24 protein-coding genes and 2 pseudogenes are annotated in these 22731 nt (G+C 65.6%); 11 read left to right on the top strand and 15 right to left on the bottom strand.

Annotated elements, in window-relative coordinates:
- Positions 1-44: 44 nt before the first annotated feature.
- The 5 genes from hflK (at position 45) to GKE62_RS12450 (ending at position 4647) form a co-directional block, all read left to right on the top strand.
- Complete coding sequence (gene hflK / locus GKE62_RS12470) at positions 45-1157, top strand: protease modulator HflK (protein WP_154693711.1); 1113 nt, start codon at positions 45-47, stop codon at positions 1155-1157.
- The gene (gene hflC / locus GKE62_RS12465) at positions 1154-1996 is read left to right on the top strand and encodes a protease modulator HflC (RefSeq protein WP_370516004.1); all 843 of its coding nucleotides are present in this window, start codon (positions 1154-1156) and stop codon (positions 1994-1996) included. Before hflK ends, hflC begins: the two co-directional genes overlap by 4 nt.
- Positions 1997-2112: 116 nt before the next feature.
- Positions 2113-3654, top strand: a complete 1542-nt coding sequence (locus GKE62_RS12460) for a Do family serine endopeptidase (protein ID WP_230206678.1) — start codon at positions 2113-2115, stop codon at positions 3652-3654.
- 157 nt (positions 3655-3811) lie between these two features.
- Positions 3812-4357, top strand: a complete 546-nt coding sequence (locus GKE62_RS12455) for a PA2169 family four-helix-bundle protein (protein WP_154692515.1) — start codon at positions 3812-3814, stop codon at positions 4355-4357.
- Positions 4358-4440: 83 nt separating this feature from the next.
- Positions 4441-4647, top strand: a complete 207-nt coding sequence (locus GKE62_RS12450) for a hypothetical protein (RefSeq protein ID WP_154692514.1) — start codon at positions 4441-4443, stop codon at positions 4645-4647.
- Between the two features lie 38 nt (positions 4648-4685).
- Here GKE62_RS12450 and GKE62_RS12445 read toward each other — a convergent pair whose 3' ends face one another.
- The 5 genes from GKE62_RS12445 to gluQRS form a co-directional block, all read right to left on the bottom strand.
- Entirely contained in the window at positions 4686-4997 is a 312-nt protein-coding gene (locus GKE62_RS12445; RefSeq protein ID WP_154692513.1) for a hypothetical protein, read from the bottom strand.
- Between the two features lie 71 nt (positions 4998-5068).
- Positions 5069-5938, bottom strand: a complete 870-nt coding sequence (locus GKE62_RS12440) for a 3-hydroxyacyl-CoA dehydrogenase family protein (RefSeq protein ID WP_154692512.1) — start codon at positions 5936-5938, stop codon at positions 5069-5071.
- A 64-nt stretch (positions 5939-6002) separates the two neighbouring features.
- Positions 6003-6569 (bottom strand): cob(I)yrinic acid a,c-diamide adenosyltransferase, encoded by a 567-nt coding sequence (locus GKE62_RS12435; RefSeq protein WP_154692511.1) that lies wholly within the window; start codon positions 6567-6569, stop codon positions 6003-6005.
- 38 nt (positions 6570-6607) lie between these two features.
- Complete coding sequence (locus GKE62_RS12430; RefSeq protein ID WP_154692510.1) at positions 6608-6838, bottom strand: HIG1 domain-containing protein; 231 nt, start codon at positions 6836-6838, stop codon at positions 6608-6610.
- Positions 6811-7680, bottom strand: a complete 870-nt coding sequence (gene gluQRS / locus GKE62_RS12425) for a tRNA glutamyl-Q(34) synthetase GluQRS (protein WP_154693708.1) — start codon at positions 7678-7680, stop codon at positions 6811-6813. Before gluQRS ends, GKE62_RS12430 begins: the two co-directional genes overlap by 28 nt.
- 178 nt (positions 7681-7858) lie before the next feature.
- On the opposite strand from gluQRS, the gene GKE62_RS12420 reads away from it, so the two are divergent.
- Complete coding sequence (locus tag GKE62_RS12420) at positions 7859-8479, top strand: HNH endonuclease (protein ID WP_154692509.1); 621 nt, start codon at positions 7859-7861, stop codon at positions 8477-8479.
- Between the two features lie 41 nt (positions 8480-8520).
- Here GKE62_RS12420 and GKE62_RS12415 read toward each other — a convergent pair whose 3' ends face one another.
- Positions 8521-9513 carry a PAS domain-containing protein gene (locus GKE62_RS12415; RefSeq protein ID WP_195908372.1) on the bottom strand — a complete coding sequence of 331 codons (993 nt, stop codon included), beginning with the start codon at positions 9511-9513 and terminating at the stop codon, positions 8521-8523.
- Positions 9514-9639: 126 nt separating this feature from the next.
- Between GKE62_RS12415 and GKE62_RS12410 the strand changes: the two genes are divergently transcribed.
- Positions 9640-10239, top strand: coding sequence for a superoxide dismutase (locus GKE62_RS12410; RefSeq protein ID WP_370516002.1), 600 nt, complete (start codon positions 9640-9642; stop codon positions 10237-10239).
- 4 nt (positions 10240-10243) lie between these two features.
- Here GKE62_RS12410 and GKE62_RS12405 read toward each other — a convergent pair.
- The 3 genes and pseudogenes from GKE62_RS12405 to GKE62_RS12395 all read right to left on the bottom strand — a co-directional run bounded on the left by GKE62_RS12405 (position 10244) and on the right by GKE62_RS12395 (position 12276).
- A pseudogene (locus GKE62_RS12405) lies at positions 10244-11325 on the bottom strand (AI-2E family transporter).
- 167 nt (positions 11326-11492) lie between these two features.
- Positions 11493-12095 carry a sigma-70 family RNA polymerase sigma factor gene (locus GKE62_RS12400; protein ID WP_154692506.1) on the bottom strand — a complete coding sequence of 201 codons (603 nt, stop codon included), beginning with the start codon at positions 12093-12095 and terminating at the stop codon, positions 11493-11495.
- On the bottom strand, positions 12088-12276 hold the full coding sequence (locus GKE62_RS12395; RefSeq protein WP_154692505.1) for a NepR family anti-sigma factor: 189 nt from the start codon (positions 12274-12276) through the stop codon (positions 12088-12090). Before GKE62_RS12395 ends, GKE62_RS12400 begins: the two co-directional genes overlap by 8 nt.
- A gap of 241 nt (positions 12277-12517) precedes the next feature.
- Here GKE62_RS12395 and GKE62_RS12390 point away from each other — a divergent pair, with 241 nt between their 5' ends.
- Positions 12518-14191 (top strand): CHASE domain-containing protein, encoded by a 1674-nt coding sequence (locus tag GKE62_RS12390; protein WP_154692504.1) that lies wholly within the window; start codon positions 12518-12520, stop codon positions 14189-14191.
- Positions 14192-14217: 26 nt separating this feature from the next.
- Here GKE62_RS12390 and GKE62_RS12385 read toward each other — a convergent pair whose 3' ends face one another.
- Both GKE62_RS12385 and GKE62_RS12380 read right to left on the bottom strand, forming a co-directional pair.
- A complete protein-coding gene (locus GKE62_RS12385) occupies positions 14218-15012 on the bottom strand; it encodes a response regulator (protein ID WP_154692503.1) in 795 nt (264 codons plus the stop codon).
- A gap of 96 nt (positions 15013-15108) precedes the next feature.
- Entirely contained in the window at positions 15109-15447 is a 339-nt protein-coding gene (locus GKE62_RS12380; RefSeq protein WP_195908371.1) for a response regulator, read from the bottom strand.
- Positions 15448-15656: 209 nt separating this feature from the next.
- On the opposite strand from GKE62_RS12380, the gene GKE62_RS12375 reads away from it, so the two are divergent.
- Positions 15657-16367: a Crp/Fnr family transcriptional regulator gene (locus tag GKE62_RS12375; protein ID WP_230206677.1), complete on the top strand. Its 711-nt coding sequence runs from the start codon at positions 15657-15659 to the stop codon at positions 16365-16367.
- A 321-nt stretch (positions 16368-16688) separates the two neighbouring features.
- Here GKE62_RS12375 and GKE62_RS12370 read toward each other — a convergent pair whose 3' ends face one another.
- Together GKE62_RS12370 and GKE62_RS12365 are read right to left on the bottom strand one after the other, a co-directional pair.
- The gene (locus GKE62_RS12370; RefSeq protein WP_154692500.1) at positions 16689-17126 is read right to left on the bottom strand and encodes a response regulator; all 438 of its coding nucleotides are present in this window, start codon (positions 17124-17126) and stop codon (positions 16689-16691) included.
- 125 nt (positions 17127-17251) lie between these two features.
- Positions 17252-18409 (bottom strand): N-acetyltransferase, encoded by a 1158-nt coding sequence (locus tag GKE62_RS12365; protein WP_154692499.1) that lies wholly within the window; start codon positions 18407-18409, stop codon positions 17252-17254.
- A 115-nt stretch (positions 18410-18524) separates the two neighbouring features.
- Here GKE62_RS12365 and GKE62_RS12360 point away from each other — a divergent pair.
- Positions 18525-19597 (top strand): annotated as a pseudogene (locus GKE62_RS12360) (fatty acid desaturase).
- Position 19598: 1 nt separating this feature from the next.
- Here GKE62_RS12360 and lptG read toward each other — a convergent pair.
- Both lptG and GKE62_RS12350 read right to left on the bottom strand, forming a co-directional pair.
- On the bottom strand, positions 19599-20699 hold the full coding sequence (lptG, locus tag GKE62_RS12355) for an LPS export ABC transporter permease LptG (RefSeq protein WP_154692498.1): 1101 nt from the start codon (positions 20697-20699) through the stop codon (positions 19599-19601).
- Positions 20689-21933 (bottom strand): LptF/LptG family permease, encoded by a 1245-nt coding sequence (locus GKE62_RS12350; protein ID WP_154692497.1) that lies wholly within the window; start codon positions 21931-21933, stop codon positions 20689-20691. The genes lptG and GKE62_RS12350 overlap by 11 nt, the downstream gene beginning before the upstream one ends.
- 83 nt (positions 21934-22016) lie before the next feature.
- Here GKE62_RS12350 and GKE62_RS12345 point away from each other — a divergent pair, with 83 nt between their 5' ends.
- A complete protein-coding gene (locus GKE62_RS12345; RefSeq protein WP_154692496.1) occupies positions 22017-22724 on the top strand; it encodes a VIT family protein in 708 nt (235 codons plus the stop codon).
- Positions 22725-22731 lie beyond the last annotated feature (7 nt).

The following is a 22731-nucleotide window of genomic DNA, read 5'->3' as shown; positions in this document are numbered from 1 at the left end:
ACCGGTTGGGTGTCAAGAGTTTCGGTGCCGCGATCGGCCTGGCGATGGCGGGCCGCAAGAACCCGTGGGGTGGCGGATCGAACGCGCCCGGGGATTCCGGAACGGAGGGCGATGGTCCCCCTGCGGAACCACCTTCCACTTCTCCTCCCAGAGCCGATGGCCCGCGCAATCCATGGCTGCCGCCCACGGGCGATGGGAGCGGCGAACCACCGCGCCGTTCGGCCAGCATCGAGGATATCTTCCGCAATCGCACGGGGACCAAGCGCCGCGGGGGCGGCGGAGGCGGCAACTTCCCGCGCCTGCCCGACCGGCCCGACGGCAAGAGCTGGCTGCCGCTGATCGCCGCGGGGGTCGCCGGGCTGTGGCTGGCGTTCTCCAGCATCCACCAGATCGGCCCCAAGGAAGAGGGAATCGTCACAACGCTCGGCAAGTATAGCCGGACGATCAATTCGGGCATCTCGTTCACCGCGCCGTGGCCGTTTCAGACCGTGGCGGTGACTGACGTGACCTCGATCCGCCGCGACACCATCCCCGAGGGCGAGGCAGAAAAGCTGATGCTGACCGGCGACCAGAACTTGGTCGACCTGTCGTACCTGGTCCGCTGGAACATCAAGGATCTCAAGCTCTACACCTTCCAGCTCGCCGAGCCCGATGAGACCGTCAAGGAAGTCGCCGAGGCGGCGATGCGCGCTTCGGTCGCCGAAGTCTCGCTGACCGACGCGATGGGCGGCTCGGGCCGTTCCGAGATCGAGCAGAACGTGCGCCAGCGGATGCAGGCGATCCTCGATGCCTATCGTTCGGGCATCCTTATCCAGGGTGTCGAGATCAAGAAGGCCGACCCTCCGGTCCAAGTGGTCGATGCGTTCAAGGAAGTCACCGCAGCGCAGCAGGACGCGCAAAGCGCCGTCAACCGCGCGCAGGCGTGGGCCCAGCAGCTAACCGCCCGCGCCCAAGGCGAGGCGGCCGAGTTCGACAAGGTTTACGAGCAGTACAAGCTCGCCCCCCAAGTCACGCGCCAGCGGATGTACTACGAGACGATGGAGCGTGTGCTGAGCAAGACTGACAAGACGATCGTCGAAGCACAGGGGGTGCAGACCTATCTGCCGCTACCCGAGCTCAAGCGAACGCCTCCGCCCGAGTCAGAGGTCAAGCCGTGAGAGAGATCCTTCACCAGAACAAACCCGCGCTGATCGCGCTGGCGATCGCCATCGTCGCGGCGTTCAGCAGCCTGATGGTCGTGCCTGAAACGATGCAGGCGGTAATCGTGCGCACCGGCGAGCCGGTTCGCGTGGTCAACCGCTTCCGGCCCAACGCCGATTTTGGCCAGACCGGGGCGGGCCTGGTCGCGCGGATTCCGTTCCTCGAGCAGGTGGTGTGGATCGACAAGCGCGTGCTCGACGTCGACATGGAGCGCCAACAGGTGCTCTCGGTCGACCAGCGGCGGCTCGAGGTCGATGCCTATGCCCGCTTCCGGATCATCGATCCGGTCAAGATGGTCGAGACGGCCGGGACCACCGAGCGCGTTTCCGAACAGCTCCAGCCGATTCTCAACTCGGTGCTGCGCCAGGAACTGGGCAAGCGCAGCTTCGCCTCGCTGCTCACCGCCGACCGCGGTGAGGCGATGAAGAATATCCGCAACGGACTCGACCGCGAGGCGCGCGAATACGGCGCGCAAGTGATCGACGTACGGATCAAGCGCGCCGATCTGCCCGACGGTACCCCGCTCGAATCCGCCTTCGCGCGGATGCAGAGCGCGCGCAACCAGGAGGCGACGACGATTCGCGCGCAAGGCGAGAAGAACGCCCAGATCACCCGGGCGCAGGCGCAGGCGCAGGCCTCGAAGACTTATGCCGACAGCTTCGGCAAAGACCCCGCGTTCTACGATTTCTACCGGGCGATGCAGAGCTACGACGCGACATTCGCGTCGAAGGACGGGACGACCTCGATCATCCTTTCGCCCGACAACGAGTATCTGAAGCAGTTCCGCGGAAAATAACCTGCTATAAGCGCGGTCATTCAATGGTTGTTAAGGCGAAACGGCGTGAATCCGCGCCGGGACGACCTCTCCCCGCAGGTCCGATGGCGGGGAACGAGCAAAGAGGATTCAGTCACGTGCGATACGCTTACGGTGTTACTTCCGCCCTTCTTCTCGCCGGCAGCGCGCTGGCGCTGGTCACCGGCAATCCCGCGGGCGCTCAGGTCGCCCAGAACGACGCGCGCGAGATGGCGCAAGTTGTCCCGCGCGCCGGCGCCCCGGCCAGCTTCGCTGACCTGACCGCGCAGCTCCAACCCGCGGTGGTCAACATCTCCACCCGGCAGCGGATCAAGGTTCAGGCGCAAGGCAATCCTTTCGCCGGAACCCCGTTCGAAGGACTGTTCGGCAACCAGCAGGGCGGAGGCGGTGGCGGTGGCACCCGCGAGGCGCAGTCGCTCGGATCAGGCTTCATCGTTTCGCCCGACGGCTATGTCGTGACCAACAACCATGTGATCACCGCCGACGGCCAGGGCGAAATCGAGACGATCACCGTGACCACACCGGATGGCACCGACTATCCGGCCAAGCTTATCGGACGCGACGCCGCCTCCGATCTCGCGGTGCTCAAGATCAGCGCGCCCAGGCAGTTGCCGTTCGTCCGCTTCGGCGATTCGCGCCAGGCGCGGGTCGGCGACTGGGTGATCGCGATCGGCAATCCGTTCGGCCTTGGCGGCACCGTTACCAGCGGGATCATTTCCTCGGTCTATCGCAATACCGGGAGCGGTGGGGCGTATGACCGCTACCTCCAGACCGACGCCGCGATCAACCGCGGTAACTCGGGCGGGCCGATGTTCGACATGAAGGGCAACGTGATCGGCATCAACAACGCCATCTTCAGCCCCACCGGCGGCAGCGTGGGGATCGGCTTCGCAATTCCCGCCGAGATCGCCGGTCCGATCGTCGAGAAGCTGCGGTCAGGGCAAGCGATCGAGCGGGGCTATCTGGGGGTCCAGATTCAGCCGCTCAGCGACGATCTGGCCGCCAGCCTGGGGCTGCCCAAGAACCGCGGCGAATTCATCCAGTCGGTGGTGCCCGGCCAATCCGCCGCGCGTGCGGGACTGCAGGCCGGCGACGTGGTGGTCAAGGTCGATGGCAAGGACGTGACCCCCGACCAGACGCTGTCGTTCATCGTCGCCAACGAAGCCCCGGGCGCGCGCATCCCGATCGAACTGCTGCGCGATGGCAAGCGCCAGACGGTCACCGCCACAGTCGGCAAGCGACCGAGCGAGGAAGAGCTGGCCGCGAGCAATTTCGGCACCGACGACGGCGACGCCGACCAATTCGGCACGACCAAGCCCGCGCCTAGCCAGCAGGGCCTGGTGGAAAAAGCCGCCGGGGTCGCGGTGACGGAGCTCACCCCCACGATCGCGCGCCAGCTCGGCTTCCCCGAGGGCACGGGCGGGCTGGTGATTTCTGCCGTCGACGATTCGTCGGATGCGGCGGCCAAGGGCCTGCGCCGCGGAGACGTGATCCTTTCGGCCAACAACCGTCCGGTCCGATCGGGCGCGGACCTCGAGGCGGCGATCAAGGCGGCGCGTGGTGGAAGCCGCGACGCGGTGCTGCTGCGCGTTCAGCGCCGGGGACAGCCCGCTATCTACATCCCGGTGCGGCTGCGCTGACGCGACCGTTCCCGCGCTGGTTCGACATCAGCGCGGGAATGCGCCAAGCCGACACCGGTTCGCGATGACCGCGGAAATATTGCGATAAAACAGGCAACTCTCGTGCGGCTGGGACGTTGTCAGCAGGTCACCCCTTTTCGCAGAAGGATAACCTGCCATGACGACGCACAATTCCGATACGACCACGCTGAATACCCTGATCGCCACGCTGCTCGATAGCGTTGAAGGTTACACCAAATCCGCTGACGACGTTCGCGATCCAGATCTTGCGCAGCGCTTCCGCTCCCGTGCGCAAGAGCGGCAGTCGGCGGTGGCTGGGCTTCAGGCGGCGGTCACCCGCCTGGGCGGCAACCCCGAGGACGATAGCTCGACGATGGGCGGCATCCACCGCGCGTTCCTGAACCTCAAGGAAGCGGTGACCGGCACCGACGACACCGCGATCATCAACGAAATCGAGCGCGGCGAGGACTATCTCAAGGGTAAGTTCGAAACCGCGCTGAAGGCAGACGATCTTGCACCCGAGGCGCGCTCGGCGATTTCGACGGCCTGGAATTCGGTCAAGTCCGGCCACGACGAGATGAGCAATCTCAAGCATCAGCGCGAGCGCGGCGACAGCTATCGCGAGGGCCGGCAGGATGCCGGGGCGCAGCAGGAATACGCTTCCGAAAGCGATCTGCGCCGCCAGGACGACACGCTGATCTAACGTCCAGCATCGCCGAGAACAGCGAAGCCCCGGCTGGCAACGGCCGGGGCTTTTGCTTAACGATTTGCCGGTATGCTCAGCGCATGCTCGGCGTGCGCACCTCGCAGGTTTTCACCAGCCGCTGGAAAGCGCTGATCTGGTCGGCTGGGGTTCTGGCGACCGCTTATTGCACGATCCCCGACGCCGACGATACCACCGCTGCCAAGCCCGCGAAAGCAGACCGGCCGAGCGCGGAGGAAGTGCATGCGCGGCAAATCATCAAGAACCTCGAGGGTATCAAGAGCCGCTAAGCGCTGATGCCCGATCGCCCCGCAGGGTTGAGGTAACGCTACTCCGCCCCGCGAGGGGTGTCGTCCTCAATCCCGCCTTCGCCGTAGAGCCCTTCCTCGTCGTCATCGCTGCGTTCGCCGCGAAAGGCGCTCATATCGATCCGGCCTGACGAGGCCATCTGGTTCATGTGGTCGACCAGGTCGGGGGTGCCATCAGGATCGCCCCCCGGTACCTTCTCGCTATCCGACAAAGTCTCCCCGCCCCCGCGCAAGGCCTGGTCGGCGACGGTCTGCGCCTGTGCATCCTCATCGTCCTGCTCGACGTTGTGGGCTTCGGGGGCGAAATCGTCGTTGCGGCGGGAATCGTCCATGCTCGGCTCCGATGAGAGGTATCATCGGTTACGTTTGGCCGCGACGGACGTTCCCTCAGCGGGTGGGACCCTTAGCGTGTCGGGACGGGAATCTCGCCGGTGTAGTCGTAGAAGCCTCGCCCGGTCTTGCGCCCCAGCCAGCCGGCCTCGACGTACTTCATCAGCAGCGGCGCGGGGCGGTACTTGCTGTCTCCGGTGGTGTTGTAGAGCACTCGGACGATGTCGAGGCAGGTGTCGAGGCCGACGAAATCGGCCAGTTCCAGCGGCCCCATCGGATGGTTCAGACCAATCCGGCAGCCCTTGTCGATGTCGGCGATGTTGGCGGTGCCCTGGCCGAGCACGAACACCGCCTCGTTGATCATGGGCAGGAGGATCCGGTTGACGACGAAGCCGGGCTCGTCTTGCGCCTCGACCACTTCCTTGCCCAGCGCGCTCGCGAACGCCTTGGTCCGGGCGACCGTCTCGGGGCTGGTGGCAAGGCCCGGGATGACCTCGATAAGGCCCATGACCGGCACCGGGTTGAAGAAATGCAGCCCGATGAAGCGCTTCGGGTCGGGCGTGGACGAGGCCATTCGAGTAATCGGGATCGAGCTGGTGTTCGAGGCCATGATCGACCCTTGCGCAAGCACTTTGCCAGCCGCCTCGAAGATCTTCCGCTTGATTTCTTCCTTCTCGGTCGCCGCCTCGATGATGAGTTCGGCCTCGACCATCGGCTCGTAGTCGGCGACCGCGACGATGCGGCCCAGTGTGGCCTCGGCGTCCGCGATCGACAGTTTACCGCGACCCACGAGCTTGCCCAGCGCCTTGTCGATTCCGGCCCGGCCGCGGGTCGCGTGGGCGAGGTCCATGTCGGACAGGAGCACGCGCATGCCGTGCTGGGCAACCGTCTGGGCGATGCCCGAACCCATCTGGCCCGCGCCGATTACCGCTACCGTCTGCATCTTGCCGTCCCCCTCGCCTCAGGAAGCCGGGTGCCTAGCCGCCCACCTTCGCAGGTGCAACATTTCAGCGATTGGCGCCGGGCACCCATTGGACGTCGCCTTCGCCCCTTGCGTTGATCGCGCGAGCAAGGACGAAGAGATAATCCGACAGGCGGTTGAGGTAGGCGAGACCCTGCGGGTTGACTGGCTCCGAGTCGGCCAAGGCGGTGGTGGCGCGCTCGGCGCGGCGGGCCACGGCACGCGCGAGATGGACGCGCGCGGCGGCCTCGCTCCCGCCGGGCAGGATAAAGCTGGTCAGCGGCGCGAGCGGGGCGTTCGCGGCGTCGATCGCGCGCTCGAGCCAGGCGACTTGCGGAGACACTATGCGGAGGACCATATCCGAAGGCGCGAAATCATCGCCGGGCGTGGCGAGGTCCGCGCCGAGATCGAACAGGTCGTTTTGGATACGGCGCAGGTCCGCCAGCGTCGCACCGTCTACCGCCAGCGCGGCGAGACCGAGCGCCGAGTTCAACTCGTCCACGTCGCCGATCGCGGCCATCCGCGGATCATGCTTGGCGCGGCGCGAACCGTCGACCAGCCCGGTGGTGCCATCGTCGCCGGTGCGGGTGTAGATCTTGTTGAGCTTGACCATGCGAAGCGGCTTAGGCGAGCCGCTGCTTCAGCGAAAGCCTATCGATTGAACAGCATCAGCACGGCGACCACCAGGATCGCCAGCGCTTGATACTTGATCCGCGCGAACATCATCTTGTTCTGCTGCAACTGCATCGGCGTCGCACCGGTGCCTGGAGTGTTGAGGTCGGATTTGGTGGTCTGGAGGAAGGCGACGATCCCGCGCACCAGCGAAACCACCACCATGATCACCAGGCCGATGATCACGAGGACGAAGAGTGTGTTTGCCATGACCTGGAATGTAGGCCTTCGGACAGGGCAATTCCAGAAGGAAACCGCCGTGCGCGCAAAGCGTCGCACAGCGCTCGTCCGTCTTCTCCCGCCAGCCGCCTCTCGGTCAGACCAGGGGCGCCGTCGCGCTTGGCGAGTTTGCGCCCGCCGGCCTCGACCAGCAGCCCATGATGATGCCAGACGGGCACCGCCAAGCCGAGCAGCGCCTGGAGCAGACGGTGGAGATGGCTGGCGCGGAAGAGGTCCATCCCCCGGGTCACGCAGGTAATCCCGTCCGCCGCGTCGTCGAGCGTGGCGGCGAGGTGATAGCTGGCGGGCGCGTCCTTGCGGACCAGGACGACATCTCCAAACAGCTCCGGGGTGGCCTGCTGCTCGCTTGCGTGGGCGTCGGTCCAGGTCAGCGGGCCAGCTGACCGGATCGCTGCCGCCATATCTAGCCGCCACACGATTCGCCCTTTCGCATCGATGGGGCGCCGGCGACAGGTTCCCGGATAAAGCGGTCCATCGGGTCCGACCGACGTCGCCGCCGCTGCGATTTGCGCCCGGGTGCAACTGCACGGATAAAGCAGACCCCGGTCCCGCAATCGATTGGCGGCCGCCCAATAGGTTGCCAGCCGCGTGGACTGCGCGGGCACTTCAGCAAACTCCAGCCCCAGCCAAGCGAGATCGGCGCGAAACGCCTCGGCGAACTGGGGAAGGCTGCGCGCGCCGTCGATATCTTCGATTCTAAGCAGGCAGCGCCCGCCCGCCGCGCGCGCCACATCGTGCGCGACAATCGCGGCGTAGGCATGGCCGAGATGGAGGTGTCCGTTGGGGCTGGGGGCGAAGCGGGTGACTATCACGCCGTCAAGTCTAGCCCGCGCCATCGCGACTGTCGTGTGGCGGTAACGAAACACCGGCAAGGGGTTGGGGACAGCGTGGGGCGTGCGGTCTTGACGGCGCGCGCCCGCGCATGGTCAAACCCGCGAGCAGCCGGACCCGCGGCGATCCGGCGTGCGAAGGGAGGATACGCCCGGGACCATGTTCCATCCCGAACTCATCGAACGCGCGGCGCGCGCGCGCCATATCGGCGAAAATCAATCGCACGATCCTGAGCGCAACCTCGCCGCCTGCCCGGCGTTGGTGCTCAACGCCGACTACACCCCACTATCGTACTACCCGTTGAGCCTGTGGCCATGGCAGACCGCGATCAAGGCGGTGTTCCTCGAGCGGGTCGACATCGTCGCCAGCTACGACCGCCAGGTTCATTCGCCCTCGCTCGACATGAAGATCCCCTCTGTGATCGCGCTGCGCCAGTATGTCCGGCCGAGCGAGTTCCCCGCCTTCACCCGCTTCAACCTGTTCCTGCGCGACCGGTTCGTCTGCCAGTATTGCGGATCGCCCCGCCACCTGACTTTCGACCATGTCATCCCGCGCCGCCTCGGCGGGCGGACGACCTGGGAGAACGTTGCTACCGCCTGTGCCCCGTGCAACCTGAAAAAGGGCGGGCGGACCCCCAAGCAGGCGCACATGGCGCTGCAGGTCGATCCGATCCGGCCGACAAACTGGCAACTGCAAGAGCGCGGCAAGGCGTTTCCGCCCAACTACCTCCACGATAGCTGGCGAGACTGGCTGTACTGGGACATCGAGCTGGAGCCCTGACGTTGCGCTGTGACCGGCTGACGGACCGCCGCGCGCGGGGCTCAGAGCGCGACCGGCACTTCGAGATGCGCCGCCAGTTCTCCGTCGCGCTGCTCGATCCTGAAGCTGCCGCGGTGTGCGCGCGCCATGCGCTGCATCAGGCGAAAGCCACTGCCTTCGGCGGGTGACGTTGCTCCGGCAAGCGACACGGCCAACGGCTCGCGCCAATCGAGCTGCAGCACCCCATCGTGCTCCCCGGCGGAGATGTCGAGCGGCCGGGCATCGCGCAGCGCGCCATGCTTGAGGCTATTGGTGGCCAGCTCGCCCAGGACCAGCGCCAGCAAGCGAACCGCCTGCTCGCCCAGGTCTATCGCGGGCAAGCCGTCGCAACGGATCAGGGTTCCGTCGGGATCGAAGCTGTGGGCGATCCTGGCGACGAGAGCGGGCAACTGCTCACGCTCGCCTGGATCGATCAGGCTGCCCTGGACCGCTGAAAGGCCGTTGAGCCTCTGTGCGAGCGCCTCGGCGAAGTCGCTTGCCCCCGGATATTCACGCCCGCTGGCGAGCGCGATCGCCCCGCTCACCGCATAGGCGTTGCGCAGGCGGTGACGCATCTCGTGCGCCATAGTGGTGAGGCTCTCCATCGCCCGGTGGCGCTCGGTCACGTCGCGCGAAACCGCCAGGATGGCCAGCACGTCGCCGGCGTTGCCCCGGACCGGCGAGACTTGAATGTCCCACCACTTCGGCGTCCCCTTGGCGGTCGGACAGAACGCTTCGAACCTGCTCGACCGACCGACCAACGCGGCCGCCAGGGCGTCGCGCACCTGATTCGCCGCATCCTCGGGCCAAAGCGTGTGCCAGGGTTTTCCGGAGACCGTGGCGAAATCGTCGATCTCCATCGAGCAGCGCCCGTTGCGGTTCATGAACTCGACCCGACCGTCAGGATCGAGGATCTTCACGCAGTCCTCACTCTGGTCGAGCACCGTCGCCAGCATGTCGCGCGTGTGCTCGCCGAAGCCGCCGACGAATTCCCAACTATCGTTCTTGAACTCCACGCTGATCGCGATCCTCGGTTGGCTGCTGGCGACGCGCCTTTGCAAGTTTCGCGGCACCATCGCCACTGCCACGCGTTCGCATTGCAGACCCTAGCACCGATCGGAGCGACCATGCCGCTAAATTTGATGCCCCTCCCTTATGCCGATGACGCGCTGGCGCCGGCAATCTCGGGCGAAACCATGCAGACCCACCACGGCAAGCACCACAAGGCCTATGTCGACAAGACCAACGAGGCCGCGGCGAAAATGGGCCTGGGCGATGCCCCGCTCGAGGAGATCATCGCCGCCGCCAAGGCGAAGGGTGAGAAGGCGGCGTTCAACAACGCTGCGCAGGCCTGGAACCACGGCTTCTATTGGCACTCGCTGGCGCCGCAGGGAGGCGAGCCGAAGGGCGCGCTGGCCGAAGCGATCGAGCGCGATTTCGGCTCGCTCGCGGCGCTGAGCGAAGAACTGCGCAAGCGCGGCGAGCAGCACTTCGCCTCGGGCTGGGTGTGGCTGGCCTCCGCCAACGGCAAGCTTTCGGTCGAGGAAACACACGACGGCGACACCCTCGCGCTGGGCGAGATCAAGCCGCTGCTGACGATCGACGTGTGGGAGCATGCCTATTACATCGATCGGAAAAACGAACGGCCCAAATATCTCGAGGCGGTGGTCGGCGGACTGCTCAACTGGGAATTCGCCGCCGTCAATCTGGCCGCGCAGGGCACCTGGGAATACCCCGGCTAAGCGATCAGGTCGTTTCGGCGATTGGGGGGTCGGCGGTATCGTCGATCCGCCCGTCGCCGTCGAACAGCGGTTCTCCGAAGAGGAAGCCTACGATGTTGGGCTTGCCCAGATGCTCGACCAGCGCCGTCAACGTCAGCAGGATCGGCACCGACAACAGCGCCCCGATCACGCCCCAGATCCACGAGAAATAGCTGATCGAGAGCAGGATCATCACCGGATTGACGGTGAACCGCGCCCCCAGCAGCGCCGGGGTGACCACGTTCGATTCGACCGCGTGGAGGCCCAAGAACAGGAGCGGCGGCACCAGTCCCAGGGCGATGGTATCCGCGGTGCCCAGCCCGACCAGCGCGAACAGCCCGACCATCGTCAGCGGCCCGACGTAGGGCAGGAAATTGAGCGCCATCGCGAGCCCCCCCACATCACCGGCGCGGTCAGCCCCAGCGCCCACGCGCCCAGCGCGACAAGCACGCCGACCCCGAAATTGATCTGCGCGACGGTGATGATGTATGAGGCGACCCGGTCCTGGACATCGCGCATAACCCGAGCCGCCCGCAGGCTGGCGCCGAAGCTGTGCCGGTCGAGCAGCAGGCTGCGCTTCATCCGGATCCGCGCCTCGATCATGAAATAGCTCATCAGCAGGGTCAGCAGCGTCTCGATCACCACCGAGGGGGTGGCGATCGCCACCTGTTCGAGCACCGAGGGCCCCGCGACGATGACCTGCGCGCCCGAGGCATGCCCCGTGATCCGCGCCAGCTGGCGGTCGATGTCGGCGATCCAACCGAAGCTGCCGCGCAGCGTGTTAAACTGCTCGCCGATCCGCGCGATCATGCGCGGCGCCTGATCGACCAGATCGTAGGCCGGCTGGACAATCACCAGGATGGCCAGCACCACTGCCACGATCGCCGCAAGCAGCGACAGCGCCGAGGCGACGACGTTGGGCAGGCCGAGGCGGATCAGGCGGTCGGCCAGGGGTGTCAGGACGATGGTAAGTATGATGGCCGACACCAGCGGCAGGAACACCACCGAGCCCACCGAGAGCACGAACGGCAGCCCCAGGAACAGCGCCAGACCTAGCAGGAAGACCATCGTCGAGAGGAGGCGCGTGATCGGCAGCGCTTCCTGCGCCGCAGGTTCCGGATCGGTCGCGGGAGGGTTCGATGCCATTTGGGGCGAACTCTAGGTCAGAACGGGGGCGACCGGCAAGCCGACCCGCAGCTTGCGGATGGCGAGTCCCTCCGGCCCGGTCGACGGCTTCAGTTGGGCACTGGCTCCGGCGGACTGGTCGATGCGCCGAGTTCGGCCATGATCGCATCGTGCGCCACCGCATCGCCCACGGCGCGGCGCGGGATCGAACCGTCTTCGATCATCGCTGTGAGCGTAGCGCGCGCGCGACCGACCCTGCTCTTGATCGTACCGACCGCGCATTCGCAGATCTCGGCGGCTTCCTCATAGCTGAAACCGCCCGCGCCGACGAGCAGCAACGCCTCGCGGCGCTCGGGCGGCAGGGTCAGCAGCGCGCGGTGGAGATCGGCCAGGTGCATCGGCCCCTCCTGTCCCGGCGGCGCGACGAGGATCCGCTCGGCGACCGTCTCGTCATAATCGGCGCGGAAGCGATTGCGCCGCATGTCGGTGAGATAGGCGTTGCGCAGGATCACGAAGGTCCAGGCCCGCATGCTGGTGCCCGGCTCGAACCGCTCCTGCGCGGCCCAGGCCTTGAGCAAGGTTTCCTGCACGAGATCGTCCGCCAGATCGGGACGACCGCACAGGCCGCGCGCAAACGCCCGCAAATGCGGGATCACGCCGGTAAGCTCCCGTTTGAAACTGACCGCGTCGGCGGCGCTACGCATCTCACTCATCCGCGCTGTCTAAGTCGTCCAGCAGCTTCGAAAAGGAATCCGGCAGCGGTTCCTCCACCACCGAATCGTAAAGGCGCCGCAGACCCGACGCCCAATCGGGAGAGGCCTGCCGCCTGCGCTCGTTGCGCTCCATCCCGATGTCCTTCATCGCCTTGTCTTTCACCTGTTTCGTTTTCTTCATCCGTTGCTGACCCCCCAAAGCCGGTCAGGCTGCTAACCGGCCCAGGCGCATTGTCCGGTCGGCATCCGCATAGCAATGGGCCACGACGCATTCGCCGTGGTTCAGCCAGCGAGGTGAGGAACGAAAGCAACCGCTTGTGGTTCCCATAGCGTCGCATTTTACAAGTTCTGGCATCCGCTGTGGGATCACCGCCGCGGGGTTGCCTTGCGGATCGGCGCGGCGTGGAGCAAATCAAGGCGGCATGACGGGGGAAGTCGGTAAGCGTGCGCTGCGGCGCCACTGGTACGAACGATTTCCCCGGGCGCTCCCGGTGGGTATCTTTCTGCTGACTTCGGCAGTCACGCTGGTCAGTGTCGCCGCGATCGAAAGCACCGAGACCAAGCGCCGGGTTACCCAACTTTCGCAGACCGCGAAGGTTCTCGCTTCCGCTCTCGAACGGCGGGCGGATACCCACGAGGCCTACCTCCGCTCCGGTGCGGCGGTATTCAGCACCCAGCAGGCGGTCAGCGGATCGCTGTTCCAGACCTATCTGAGCCAGTTGCGGCTCGATTCCGATTATCGCGGCGCCGAAGGGATCGGCTGGGCCATGCGGGTCGATCGCGAAGACATCCCGCAGGTCCAGCGGGATATCCGCGCCCACGGCCCGAGCAACTTCACGATCCACCCACTACCGACCGACGACCAGGTCTATGCGGTGCCGGTGACTTATCTCCAGCCCGAGACCGAGCGCAATCGCGGGGTGCTTGGCTACAACATGTATTCCAACTCGGTCCGTCGCATGGCCATGGCCGAAGCGGTCCGCTTTTCACGGCCCACCGCCACCGGCAAACTGGTGCTGGCCCAAGACCGAAGCGGATCGCACCGCCCGGGCTTCGTCATCTACATGCCCGTCTTCAGGATCGGCAGCGACGGTGCCAAACGGCTTAGCGGTTTCGTCTACAGCCCGTTCGTGGCCGAAACCTTCCTTCACTCGGCGCTACAGCTCGAAAACAGCGAGAACGTCGGGATCCGGCTCTACGATCGCTCGATCGGACCAGCGAACCTGCTTGCCCAGACCCCGCTGGCCGATCCTTCGGGGGTCACCGTCACCGAGCCGCTGGCTATCGCCAATCGCCCATGGGTGCTCCAGGTGGAAAGCAGCCGGCCGTCGACGCTGTCGTCGATGTCGCTGCTGACGATGCTTTTCGGGATGCTGGTGGCGAGCCTGCTGCTGGTGCTCGCTCGGCTGGTCACCCGGCAGGCGGCGGAAGATCGCCAGGCGCTGACGTGGCTGGAAGAGCAGGCGTCGATTCGCAATTCGCTGACACGAGAGTTGAACCACCGGGTCAAGAACACGCTCGCCAATGTGCTTTCGATCCTCTCGTTAACCCGGCGCCGCGCGACCGATCTCGACAGCTTCGCAAGCAGCCTCGAAGGTCGCATTCGCGCGCTGTCGGCGACGCACGACCTGCTCACCCAGTCCGATTGGGGATCGACCCCGATCGGCGCGGTCGTGCGTGCCGAACTGGCGCCCTACGCACAGGACAGCGAACGCGCGCTCGACATTTCCGGACCCGCGGTGGAGTTGGCGCCCAACGACGCGCTGTCGCTGGGCCTGGCGATTCACGAACTGGCGACGAACGCCGCCAAGTACGGCGCGCTAAGCGTGCCCACAGGCCAAGTTGCGGTGACCTGGCACCTGATTACCCAGGATCTGGCCCGGATCGAATGGGCGGAGCGCGGCGGTCCCCCGGTAAGCCAGGGGGCACGCAAGCGCGGCTTCGGCACCGAACTGATCGAAAAGATCGTCGCCCACGAACTGCGCAACCCGGTCGAACTCAAGTTCGAACCCGAAGGGGTGCGCTGCGCGCTGATCCTGCCGGTGCGAATGCCCGTGGATTTCGCGTTGCGTTCCCGCCCGCAATCGAAAGGCTGAATTAAGCCCTTCGATTGCGGCGTTGCTTACGCCAGAGGGCGGCTCGATCCGAAAAACAGCGCCTGGCTGATCGCAGCGCGGACGGTCGATTCCTGGAACGGCTTGGTCACCAGATAAGTCGGTTCGGGCCGGTCACCGGTAAGCAGGCGTTCGGGATAGGCGGTGATGAAGATCACCGGGACGCTGCCGATCTTCAGAATATCGTCGACCGCGTCGAGCCCCGAACTGCCGTCGGCCAGTTGGATGTCCGCCAGGACCAGTCCCGGAGTGGTCTCGGCGACGATCTGTTGCGCCTGGGTGCGGGTCGCGGCCATACCGCAAACGTCGTGGCCGAGCGAACGGACGAGATCTTCAAGCTGCATCGAGATCAGCGGCTCATCCTCGATGATCAGCACCGTGGTGGTGGATTCGCGGTCGATCTCCTGGACCGCCTGCTGGACCAACGCCTCCACTTCCGAGGGCTCCTTGTCCATCACGAAGGCAGCCTCATCGATCGAGAAATCCTCCAGCGTGGTCAGCAGCAGCGCCTGGCGGTTGAGCGGAGTTATGTGGGAGAGGCGGGCCTGCGCGGCGGCTTCATGGCTGCCCTCGCCTGCAACGACAACGCCGGTATCGACGAAGCCGCTCGACCATACCTTGTTGAATACATGATACAATTCGGCACGGCCGGTGCCGATCATCCGGCGCAAACCCTCGTCGACCAGCGCAGCTTCGAGCGTTTCGCGTACGAACGCGTCGCCGGTCGCCTGCGAGCCGGTCAGCGCGCGGGCATAGCGGCGCAGATATGGGAGATTGGTAGCTACTCTTGCGCCAAGCGACATTGAGACCCCTTCCGGATTTAGACCCGCAGACAAACGCGTCGGTCGGAGAATAGTTCCACGCCGGCCAACGCCAAGTGGAGCACGCCGCTTCGCGATTCAAGCTTCGTCGTCGCGGAGGTTTTCTTCGAGCCAACGTACCAGGTCGGACGGCACTACCGGCTTGCGAAAGCTGGCAGCGAAGTCGCATTCCTCGGGCAGCCTGTCCGATCCCGAACACATCGCGATCCGGCACCCTCGATCATGCAGCGAGCGCGCCAGCTCGATCGACTTTCCATCGGGCAAATGCAGGTCGAGCAGCGCCGCGGCAGGCACCGTTCGCCCCAGCCGCTCATGCGCGGCGGCAAGCGTCCCGGCGACGATCGTGTCGTAGCCACGGTCCGCCAATGCCGCCTCGATCGCCATCGCGACCAGGACGCTATCTTCCAGAATCAACACGCAGCGCGACGAAATCGAGGGCAATGGCAAGAACCCTTGTACGCCCAGGCGACGAGCGATGTGCGACGAACCGTGGGGCAATAGCGGGACACATTGGTCGCAGCGCCATCATTTGACATAGCTTCCGGAGTGTCCTTGGCTGCAGGGCCACGCGAGAGGGGTGGGCACGAATGACGTTCGCGGGATTAGAAAATCGAGTGCCATGCGCGTTGTGCCCGCTCGCCGCCTGCCGCGGCCTGCGCCCACTCGATGCGGGTCAGGTCGCCTACATGGAACGGTTCAAGCAGGGCGAGCTGAGCATCGACCGCGGCACCCAGGTGCTAGTCCAGGGCCAGCGCAGCGCTCACGTGTTCACCGTGCTGGAAGGCGTGCTGATCCGTTTCAAGCTGCTCGAGGACGGACGCCGCCAGATCGTGAATTTCATGTTTCCAGGCGACCTCATCGGACTTCAGGCAGCCATGGGCGAGCCGCTGACGCACGGGGTCGAAGCCTTGACCAGCGCGCGGCTATGCGTGTTTGCGCGCGGTCGCTTCCCCGAACTGATCCAGACGCATCCCGAATTGGGCTATGACGTGATCTGGCTGGCGGCGAAGGAGGAAGAAGCGCTTGAGGAGCATCTCGTCGCCTTGGGGCAGCGCACCGCGCGCGAGCGGATTGCCTACCTGGCAGTGTTCCTCGTCCAACGGGCGATGGAGACCGGGCTGGCCCATGGCAATTCGGTAGCGCTGACCGTTACCCAGACTCAGATCGCAGACATGCTCGGGCTGTCGCTCGTCCATACCAACCGCACCTTGCAGGCGCTGCGTCAATCCAACCTGATCACTTGGAATCTTAGCGAGATCCTCATCGCCGATATGGACGCCGCGCGGGAGTTCACGCGCTTCGATCATACCCCCAGCACCCCGCGCCCGTACCTCTAAGAAACTTTTCAAAAATTTTTCGAACGGGCCGGAACCAAACTTTTGCTCCGGAATTATAGCCTTGTCACCGCCGAGACCCCCCCTCCCGTCCAAGCGGCCGGTGATACGATCCCGAAAGGCCCTCGCTTCGTGCGGGGGCCTTTTTTTGGATCGACAGGTAGGCCGCAGGCTCGGCATCAGCCGTTTTCCCGCGCGAATATTTCGCAAGGTGCTAAGAACTTAGCAACGCTGCCTTCAACTGTCCGGCGTGCATGCGGCAGTGGGGCTAGGCCAAGAGGGCCGCTCGAATAGCAGCTTCGGCCGATGCGACGGCGCTGGCGGCTAGCTCGCCAGCGCCTCGCGCAGCCGCCCCAGCAGCCCGGGCTTGCGCTGCAATTTGGCCAGGACGCCGATCAGCGCGGCCGGGTCGTAGGGCTTGGCGAGCACCGCCCCAAGCTGGGCGACGTGATCCGGGATGCGTTCCGGCGCGCCGGTCGAAAAGATGATCGCAGGGGGCCGCGGGCTAAGCGTGGTCACAAGTTCGGCCATGGCCCATCCATCGTCGCGGTCGGCGAGATGGACGTCGAGGATCAGGATGTCGGGCTTGAGCCTTTCGAGCTCGTCCATCGCTGAGGCCACGCTCTCGCAGACGACCACCGCCTCGGCCCCGCCGGCCATCAGCGCATCTTCCAGGTTCAGCGCCAGCAGCGGATCATCTTCGACAATCAGCGCACGCCCCAGCGAGGGCTGCCGTTTCCGCGGTGATGTCGTCTTCGCCATTTTTCATCCTTGTGGACCGTGCGCGGATACGGTCCTCCGGCTCAGGCTAGCGAACGCGGCAAACCGCGCAGTGTTTCCACCAGGACTGCGATTTTGCGGTGCTGCGCCATTCCGGCAACACCGGGTCAAAGCGCTTTGTCGTAGATGAAATACTCGCGGTTGACCTTGCTGCCGATGGCATCGGCGATCGCGTTCATGCCCTGGTTGTCGTCGAGCACCCAGCCGATCTCGGAACGCCTGGTGCCGTATTTGGCAAGGGCCACGCGGCGGATATACTCGATCATCATAAAGGCTAGCTGGCTGGCCAGGCGCGAGCTTTGCAGCCGTTTGAGCACCCCCATCAGCGGCACCCGCATCGAGGCATCGGTCGGCTTGCGCAGCCACCACAGCAGCTTCGCCCAGCCGAACGGGAAGAGCTTGCCGCGGATCGCCTTGATCGGACCATTGAGGTCCGGCAGCGTCATCATGAACGCAACCGGCTCGCCCTCGAGCTCGGCGATCATCACCAAGTCGTCCTTGACCAGCGGCTTCAGCTTCTTGCCGACATAGGCGATCTCGCTATCGGTGATCGGCACGAACCCCCAGTTGCTCGACCAGGCATCGTTGAGGATCGCCAGGATCGTCGCGGCCTCGCGATCGAAATGCTTGAGATCGACCTTGCGGATGCGGATGCGCGGGTTCTTCTCGCCCGAGGCGACGATCCGCTCGATCAGCGGGCCGAACCCCGCGACGATGTCGAGGTCGTAGGTCAGGAGCGTCTTGGCGCGGGCGTAGCCGAGCGCCTCGATCCACGCCTGGTAGCGCGGATCGTGGTGCCCCATCATCACCATCGGGCTGTGATCGGCGCCCTTGACCAGCAAGCCCGGCTCGTCCCAGATCGACAGGCTGAGCGGGGCGAGCGCGCGCGTCATGCCTTTGGCTCGCAACCAGTTCTCGGCGCGGGCGATCAGCGCGGCCATAGCCTCCGCGTCCTCGGCCTCCATCATCCCCCAGTTGCCCGTGCCCGGCCCCATGCCCTGTTCGGGCGGCAGGGTCAGCGCCAGCTTGTCGATATGCGCCGAGATGCGCCCAACCACCGCGCCGCCCCTGTGAGCGAGGAACAGCTGGACCTCGGCGTGCTCGAAGAACGGGTTCTTGCCCGGCGTCAGCAGCTCGCGAACCTCGGCTTTGAGCGGCGGGACCCAGTGCGGATCGTCGGCGTAGAGCCGGAACGGCAGGTCGATGAACGCCTCAAGATCGGCTTTGCCCGCGGCCGGCGTCACGATTATGGGGTTTGCGGCCATGGTCTTGCCTTTGTTCAGGTATAGCGGACGCAGCCTATGCTATCCGCTGGCGGCAATGCCAAGCCTTGCGCATCACCGCGGGGGGCCTAGATTTGGGATACCGTTGGAAACCTGAATGACCGTTTTGCAAGCCATTGCCGTTCCGCTCGACGCTGGCCGTACCTCGCCGGAAATTCCGGACGATCGGGCCATGCTGCGCGCCGCGGTCGAACTGACCCGCGATCTCGCGGCGGCGCGGGCGGCGATCTATTGGCCCGACATGCTACTGTCCGCGCTGCTGGGCTATGCCGGGCTGGCGGGGGCGATCCTGCTCGACAACCCGTGGGCGGCCATCGCCAGCGGGCTGGTCTCCGCGCTCGCACTGTACCGCGCGCTGCTGTTCATTCATGAGCTGACCCATATCCACAAGACCGCCCTGCCCGGCTTTCGCTTCGGCTGGAACCTTTTGGTCGGCATCCCCCTGCTGACGCCGTCGCTGATGTATGAGAACGTCCACACGCTGCACCATGCGCGCACCCGCTACGGCACGGCCGAGGACCCCGAATACCTGCCGCTGGGGCTGATGAAGCCGTGGTCGCTGCCGCTGTTCATCGTGATCGCGCTGCTGCTGCCGGTCGGCCTGCTGATCCGTTCGGCGGTGCTGGTCCCGCTCGGCGCGATCATCCCCCGCTGCGCAGGCTGGTGTGGGAGCGCGCCTCCGCGCTGTCGATCAATCCCGCCTTCCGCCGCCGCCCTGCCGAGGGCGAATTCCGCCGTCAGGTGCAGTGGCAGGAAACCGGCGTCTGGTTGTGGTCGTGGGTCCTGCTCGCCAGCGCGGCGCTGTGGGACTGGCGTCCGCTGGCGATCGGAATGGCGGTGGTCTCGCTCACCGCGGTGCTCAATCAACTGCGCACGCTGGTTGCCCACCTTTGGGTCAACGAAGGCGAGCCGATGACCGTCACCGCGCAATACCTCGATTCGGTCAACGTCCCCCCGCCCGGCCCGTGGGCCGAGCTGTGGGCCCCGGTGGGCCTGCGCTATCACGCGCTACACCACCTGCTTCCGTCGATGCCCTACCATTCGCTGCCCGAAGCACACCGCCGGCTCAGCGGCGAACTGACCGCACCGTCGACCTACCACGAAGCCAACCACCCCGGCCTGCTGCATCTGGTGTTCCGGCTCGCGCGGAGCACGATGCTGGCGCGTTAGTTCACTCTTCCGTCCGGATCAGCACCGTCTCACCAATCAGCGCGAATAGCACGAACGGGGCCCAGGCGGCGAGCAGGGGCGGATAACCCCCGAGGCTGCCCATCGCCAAAGCGGCGTTGTCGACCACGAAGAATGCAAAGCCCAGCGCCATCCCGATGGCCGCGCGGACGAGGACGTGGCCAGATCGCGCCAGCCCGAAAGCCGCGACCGCGCCGAGCAACGGCATCAAGACAGCCGACAGAGGCCCCGAAATCTTGTGCCACCATGCGCTTTCCAGCTCGCCGGTGCGGCGTCCCGCGGCTTGCATCGCATCGATCGAGCTACGTAGGGTAAACAGGTCTTCGGCATCGGCATCGACCTTACTGATCGCGATCTGCTCGGGCGTGATCCGTTCGGCGACGATCGTCGCGGCGGGCATCTTCTCCAGCTTGACGCTCTGGACCGCGAAGCTGCGCGGGGTTTCCAGCCGCCAGCCCGGCGCGGCGTAAGTGGCCTTCGGCGCGGTGACAATGTCGATCACCCGCCCGGCCTCGTCGCGCCTGTACCACGATACACCGGTCATTGTGGTGTCCGCGCCGGTTCCGCCGATGGCCTGGGCATAGAGCACGTTGGCCCCGTCGGCGAGCCAGACGTTGGTCTTCGCCGCGGCAGCGAGCGGAACTTTACCGTACTGCACCGCCTGCCAGGCCTTGAGCGTCGAAGCCGCGCGGGTCGCCAGACGTTCGTTGAAGCCGAAGCTGATCCCGGCAACGAGCATCGCGGTGAGCACCAGCGGGGCGAGGATCTGATGCGCCGAAAGCCCCGCAGCTTTCATCGAGATCACCTCGCTATTCTGGTTGAGCTGAACCAGGGTGAGGATGGTCGCCAGCAGCACCGAATAGGGTAGGAAGGTCTGAACCAGGCTCGGAACTCGCAAGGTCACGTAGTGCCACACTTGCGCCTGGCCGTTGCCCGCCGCCTCGAGGATCTTGCCGCTTTCCCCCAGCAGGTCGAGCATCTGGAGCACCAGCACCAGCATCCCCAGGACCGCGACGATCCGCACCGCGAACATCTTGGCGATGTAGAGGGTGACGGTGCGCGAGGGGAAGAATTCAAACTGCAAGCGGCTGGCCTTCGATGTCTTCGGGTACGGGCTCGTCGCGCAGACGCTTGCGCCCGAACAGCTTGCGGAACGCCCCGCTGACTTTGGTGAAGCCGCGTTCCAGCCCGCCGATCGCCTGCCCACCGGGGACATAGGCGACCCGCCAGTACATCCACGCGATCAGGGCCGCGAACAGCGCGAACGGCACCCACAACGCGATCAGCGGATCGATCCGTCCGAGCGAGGCGACGTCGGACGCGTACTGGTTCACCTTGTGATAGGCGACGACCATGATGATTGAAACGAACACGCCGAGCGCCGAGGTCGATCGCTTGGGCGGAATCGCCAGCGCAACCGCGAGGAACGGGAGCATGAGCATCATCACCACCTCGACCATACGGTAGCTGAAGCTGGCCTGGGTCTCGTTGCGCAGCGCCGCGGGCGTGGCCTTGTTCCAGCCCAGCTTGAGCAGTTCGGGGAGGATGTATTCCTTGTCCTTGCCGCCGCGCTGACGGAATTGCTCGATCTTGGGCAGGTCGATCGGCAGGTCGTGGCTGGAGAATGTCAGCACCCGCGGGGTGGCGATCCGGGGTCCATCCTGGACGATCTGGCCGTCGGTCAGACGCAGGATGATCGTATCGGGGCTTTCCTTGTTGGCGAGGAACTGCCCCTGCCGCGCGGAGATGGCCAGCACCTGACCCTTGTCGTTCGCGACGCGGGCGAAAATGCCGCTGAGCTTGCGACCGTTGTCGGCGCTCTGCTCGATCCGCAGCGCGACCTTGTCCTTCAGGGTGGTGAACTCGCCCACCTTGATCGCCGCGCCCAGCGCACCCGAGCGCAGCTCGTATTGCAGTTCTTCGTAGAAATAGTGCGACAGCGGCTGGAGATAGAAAACGTTGAGCAGGTTGGCCCCGGCTAGCACGATGGTGAAGATGAACGGTGCCCGCAACAGCCGCGTATAGCCCAGACCCACCGCCCGCATCACGTCGAGCTCCGAACTCGTCGCCAGCTTGCGGAATGCGAGCAGGATGCCCAGCATCAGCCCGAGCGGAATCGCCAGTCCCGCGTACTCGGGGATCAGGTTGGCGAGCATCTTGAACACCACCCCGACCGGCCCGCCCTCGCTGGCGACGAAATCGAACAATCGCAGCATCTTGTCGAGGATCAGCAACGACGCGGCGAGCACGAACGTGCCGACCATCGGCACGAGGACGAGCTTGCCGATGTAACGATCGTTGGCGGTCAGAAAGGGCATAAGACGAGCGCTCTGCTTAGCTGGCCGAGGCTTGCCGCGAAAGCCGCAATCGGCGAGGCTGGGTTCGGAGTGGGAGAACGAAGATGCCGAGAACCACCGCGATCCATCGCGAGAGCCATGCCGTGGCGCGGATCGGCTGGCTGCGAGCGGCCGTACTCGGCGCCAACGACGGGATCGTCTCCACCGCCAGCCTGATCGTCGGCGTCGCCGCAGCGGCGGCGGCGAAGCAGCCGATCCTTGTGGCCGGAGTCGCCGGTCTGGTGGCCGGAGCCATGTCGATGGCCGCGGGAGAATACGTCTCGGTTTCGAGCCAGGCGGATACCGAGGCGGCCGATGTCGCGCGCGAAAGCGCTGAACTGGCCGCCGAACCGGAAGCAGAGCGCGCCGAGATGGCCGCGATCTACCGCGGGCGCGGACTTTCCGCCGATCTCGCGCTCGAAGTTGCCGACGCGCTGATGGCGCACGACGCGCTGGGCGCCCATGCCCGAGACGAGCTGGGCTTGGCCGAAATGCACCGGGCCCGTCCGATCCAGGCGGCGCTGACCTCGGCCGCGACGTTCTCTGTCGGCGCTGCGCTGCCGCTTGCCGCCGCCGCGCTACTCCCGCTCGCCACGCTCGTCATGGGGGTGGCGGTCGCGGCGCTCCTGTTCCTGATCTTGCTTGGCGCAGTTGGCGCAAGGGCCGGGGGTGCGCCGATCGGTAAGGGCGTGGTCCGGGTGGCGTTCTGGGGCGCGCTGGCGATGGCCGCGACCTATGGCATCGGCAACTTGTTCGGGACGAGCATCGCCTGATCCGGCA

It is taken from the genome of Novosphingobium sp. Gsoil 351 (assembly GCF_009707465.1).
Taxonomy (GTDB): Bacteria; Pseudomonadota; Alphaproteobacteria; order Sphingomonadales; family Sphingomonadaceae; genus Novosphingobium.
This window is presented reverse-complemented; position numbering and strand designations above follow the sequence as displayed.

Coding starts and splice junctions, on each gene's coding strand:
- hflK (WP_154693711.1), top strand. CDS start 45: ATGGCGGGCCGCAAGAACCCGTGGGGTGGCGGATCGAACGCGCCCGGG.
- GKE62_RS12455 (WP_154692515.1), top strand. CDS start 3,812: ATGACGACGCACAATTCCGATACGACCACGCTGAATACCCTGATCGCC.
- GKE62_RS12450 (WP_154692514.1), top strand. CDS start 4,441: ATGCTCGGCGTGCGCACCTCGCAGGTTTTCACCAGCCGCTGGAAAGCG.
- GKE62_RS12445 (WP_154692513.1), bottom strand. CDS start 4,997: ATGGACGATTCCCGCCGCAACGACGATTTCGCCCCCGAAGCCCACAAC.
- GKE62_RS12440 (WP_154692512.1), bottom strand. CDS start 5,938: ATGCAGACGGTAGCGGTAATCGGCGCGGGCCAGATGGGTTCGGGCATC.
- GKE62_RS12435 (WP_154692511.1), bottom strand. CDS start 6,569: ATGGTCAAGCTCAACAAGATCTACACCCGCACCGGCGACGATGGCACC.
- GKE62_RS12430 (WP_154692510.1), bottom strand. CDS start 6,838: ATGGCAAACACACTCTTCGTCCTCGTGATCATCGGCCTGGTGATCATG.
- GKE62_RS12420 (WP_154692509.1), top strand. CDS start 7,859: ATGTTCCATCCCGAACTCATCGAACGCGCGGCGCGCGCGCGCCATATC.
- GKE62_RS12410 (WP_370516002.1), top strand. CDS start 9,640: ATGCCCCTCCCTTATGCCGATGACGCGCTGGCGCCGGCAATCTCGGGC.
- GKE62_RS12400 (WP_154692506.1), bottom strand. CDS start 12,095: ATGAGTGAGATGCGTAGCGCCGCCGACGCGGTCAGTTTCAAACGGGAG.
- GKE62_RS12395 (WP_154692505.1), bottom strand. CDS start 12,276: ATGAAGAAAACGAAACAGGTGAAAGACAAGGCGATGAAGGACATCGGG.
- GKE62_RS12390 (WP_154692504.1), top strand. CDS start 12,518: ATGACGGGGGAAGTCGGTAAGCGTGCGCTGCGGCGCCACTGGTACGAA.
- GKE62_RS12385 (WP_154692503.1), bottom strand. CDS start 15,012: ATGTCGCTTGGCGCAAGAGTAGCTACCAATCTCCCATATCTGCGCCGC.
- GKE62_RS12370 (WP_154692500.1), bottom strand. CDS start 17,126: ATGGCGAAGACGACATCACCGCGGAAACGGCAGCCCTCGCTGGGGCGT.
- GKE62_RS12365 (WP_154692499.1), bottom strand. CDS start 18,409: ATGGCCGCAAACCCCATAATCGTGACGCCGGCCGCGGGCAAAGCCGAT.
- GKE62_RS12350 (WP_154692497.1), bottom strand. CDS start 21,933: ATGCCCTTTCTGACCGCCAACGATCGTTACATCGGCAAGCTCGTCCTC.
- GKE62_RS12345 (WP_154692496.1), top strand. CDS start 22,017: ATGCCGAGAACCACCGCGATCCATCGCGAGAGCCATGCCGTGGCGCGG.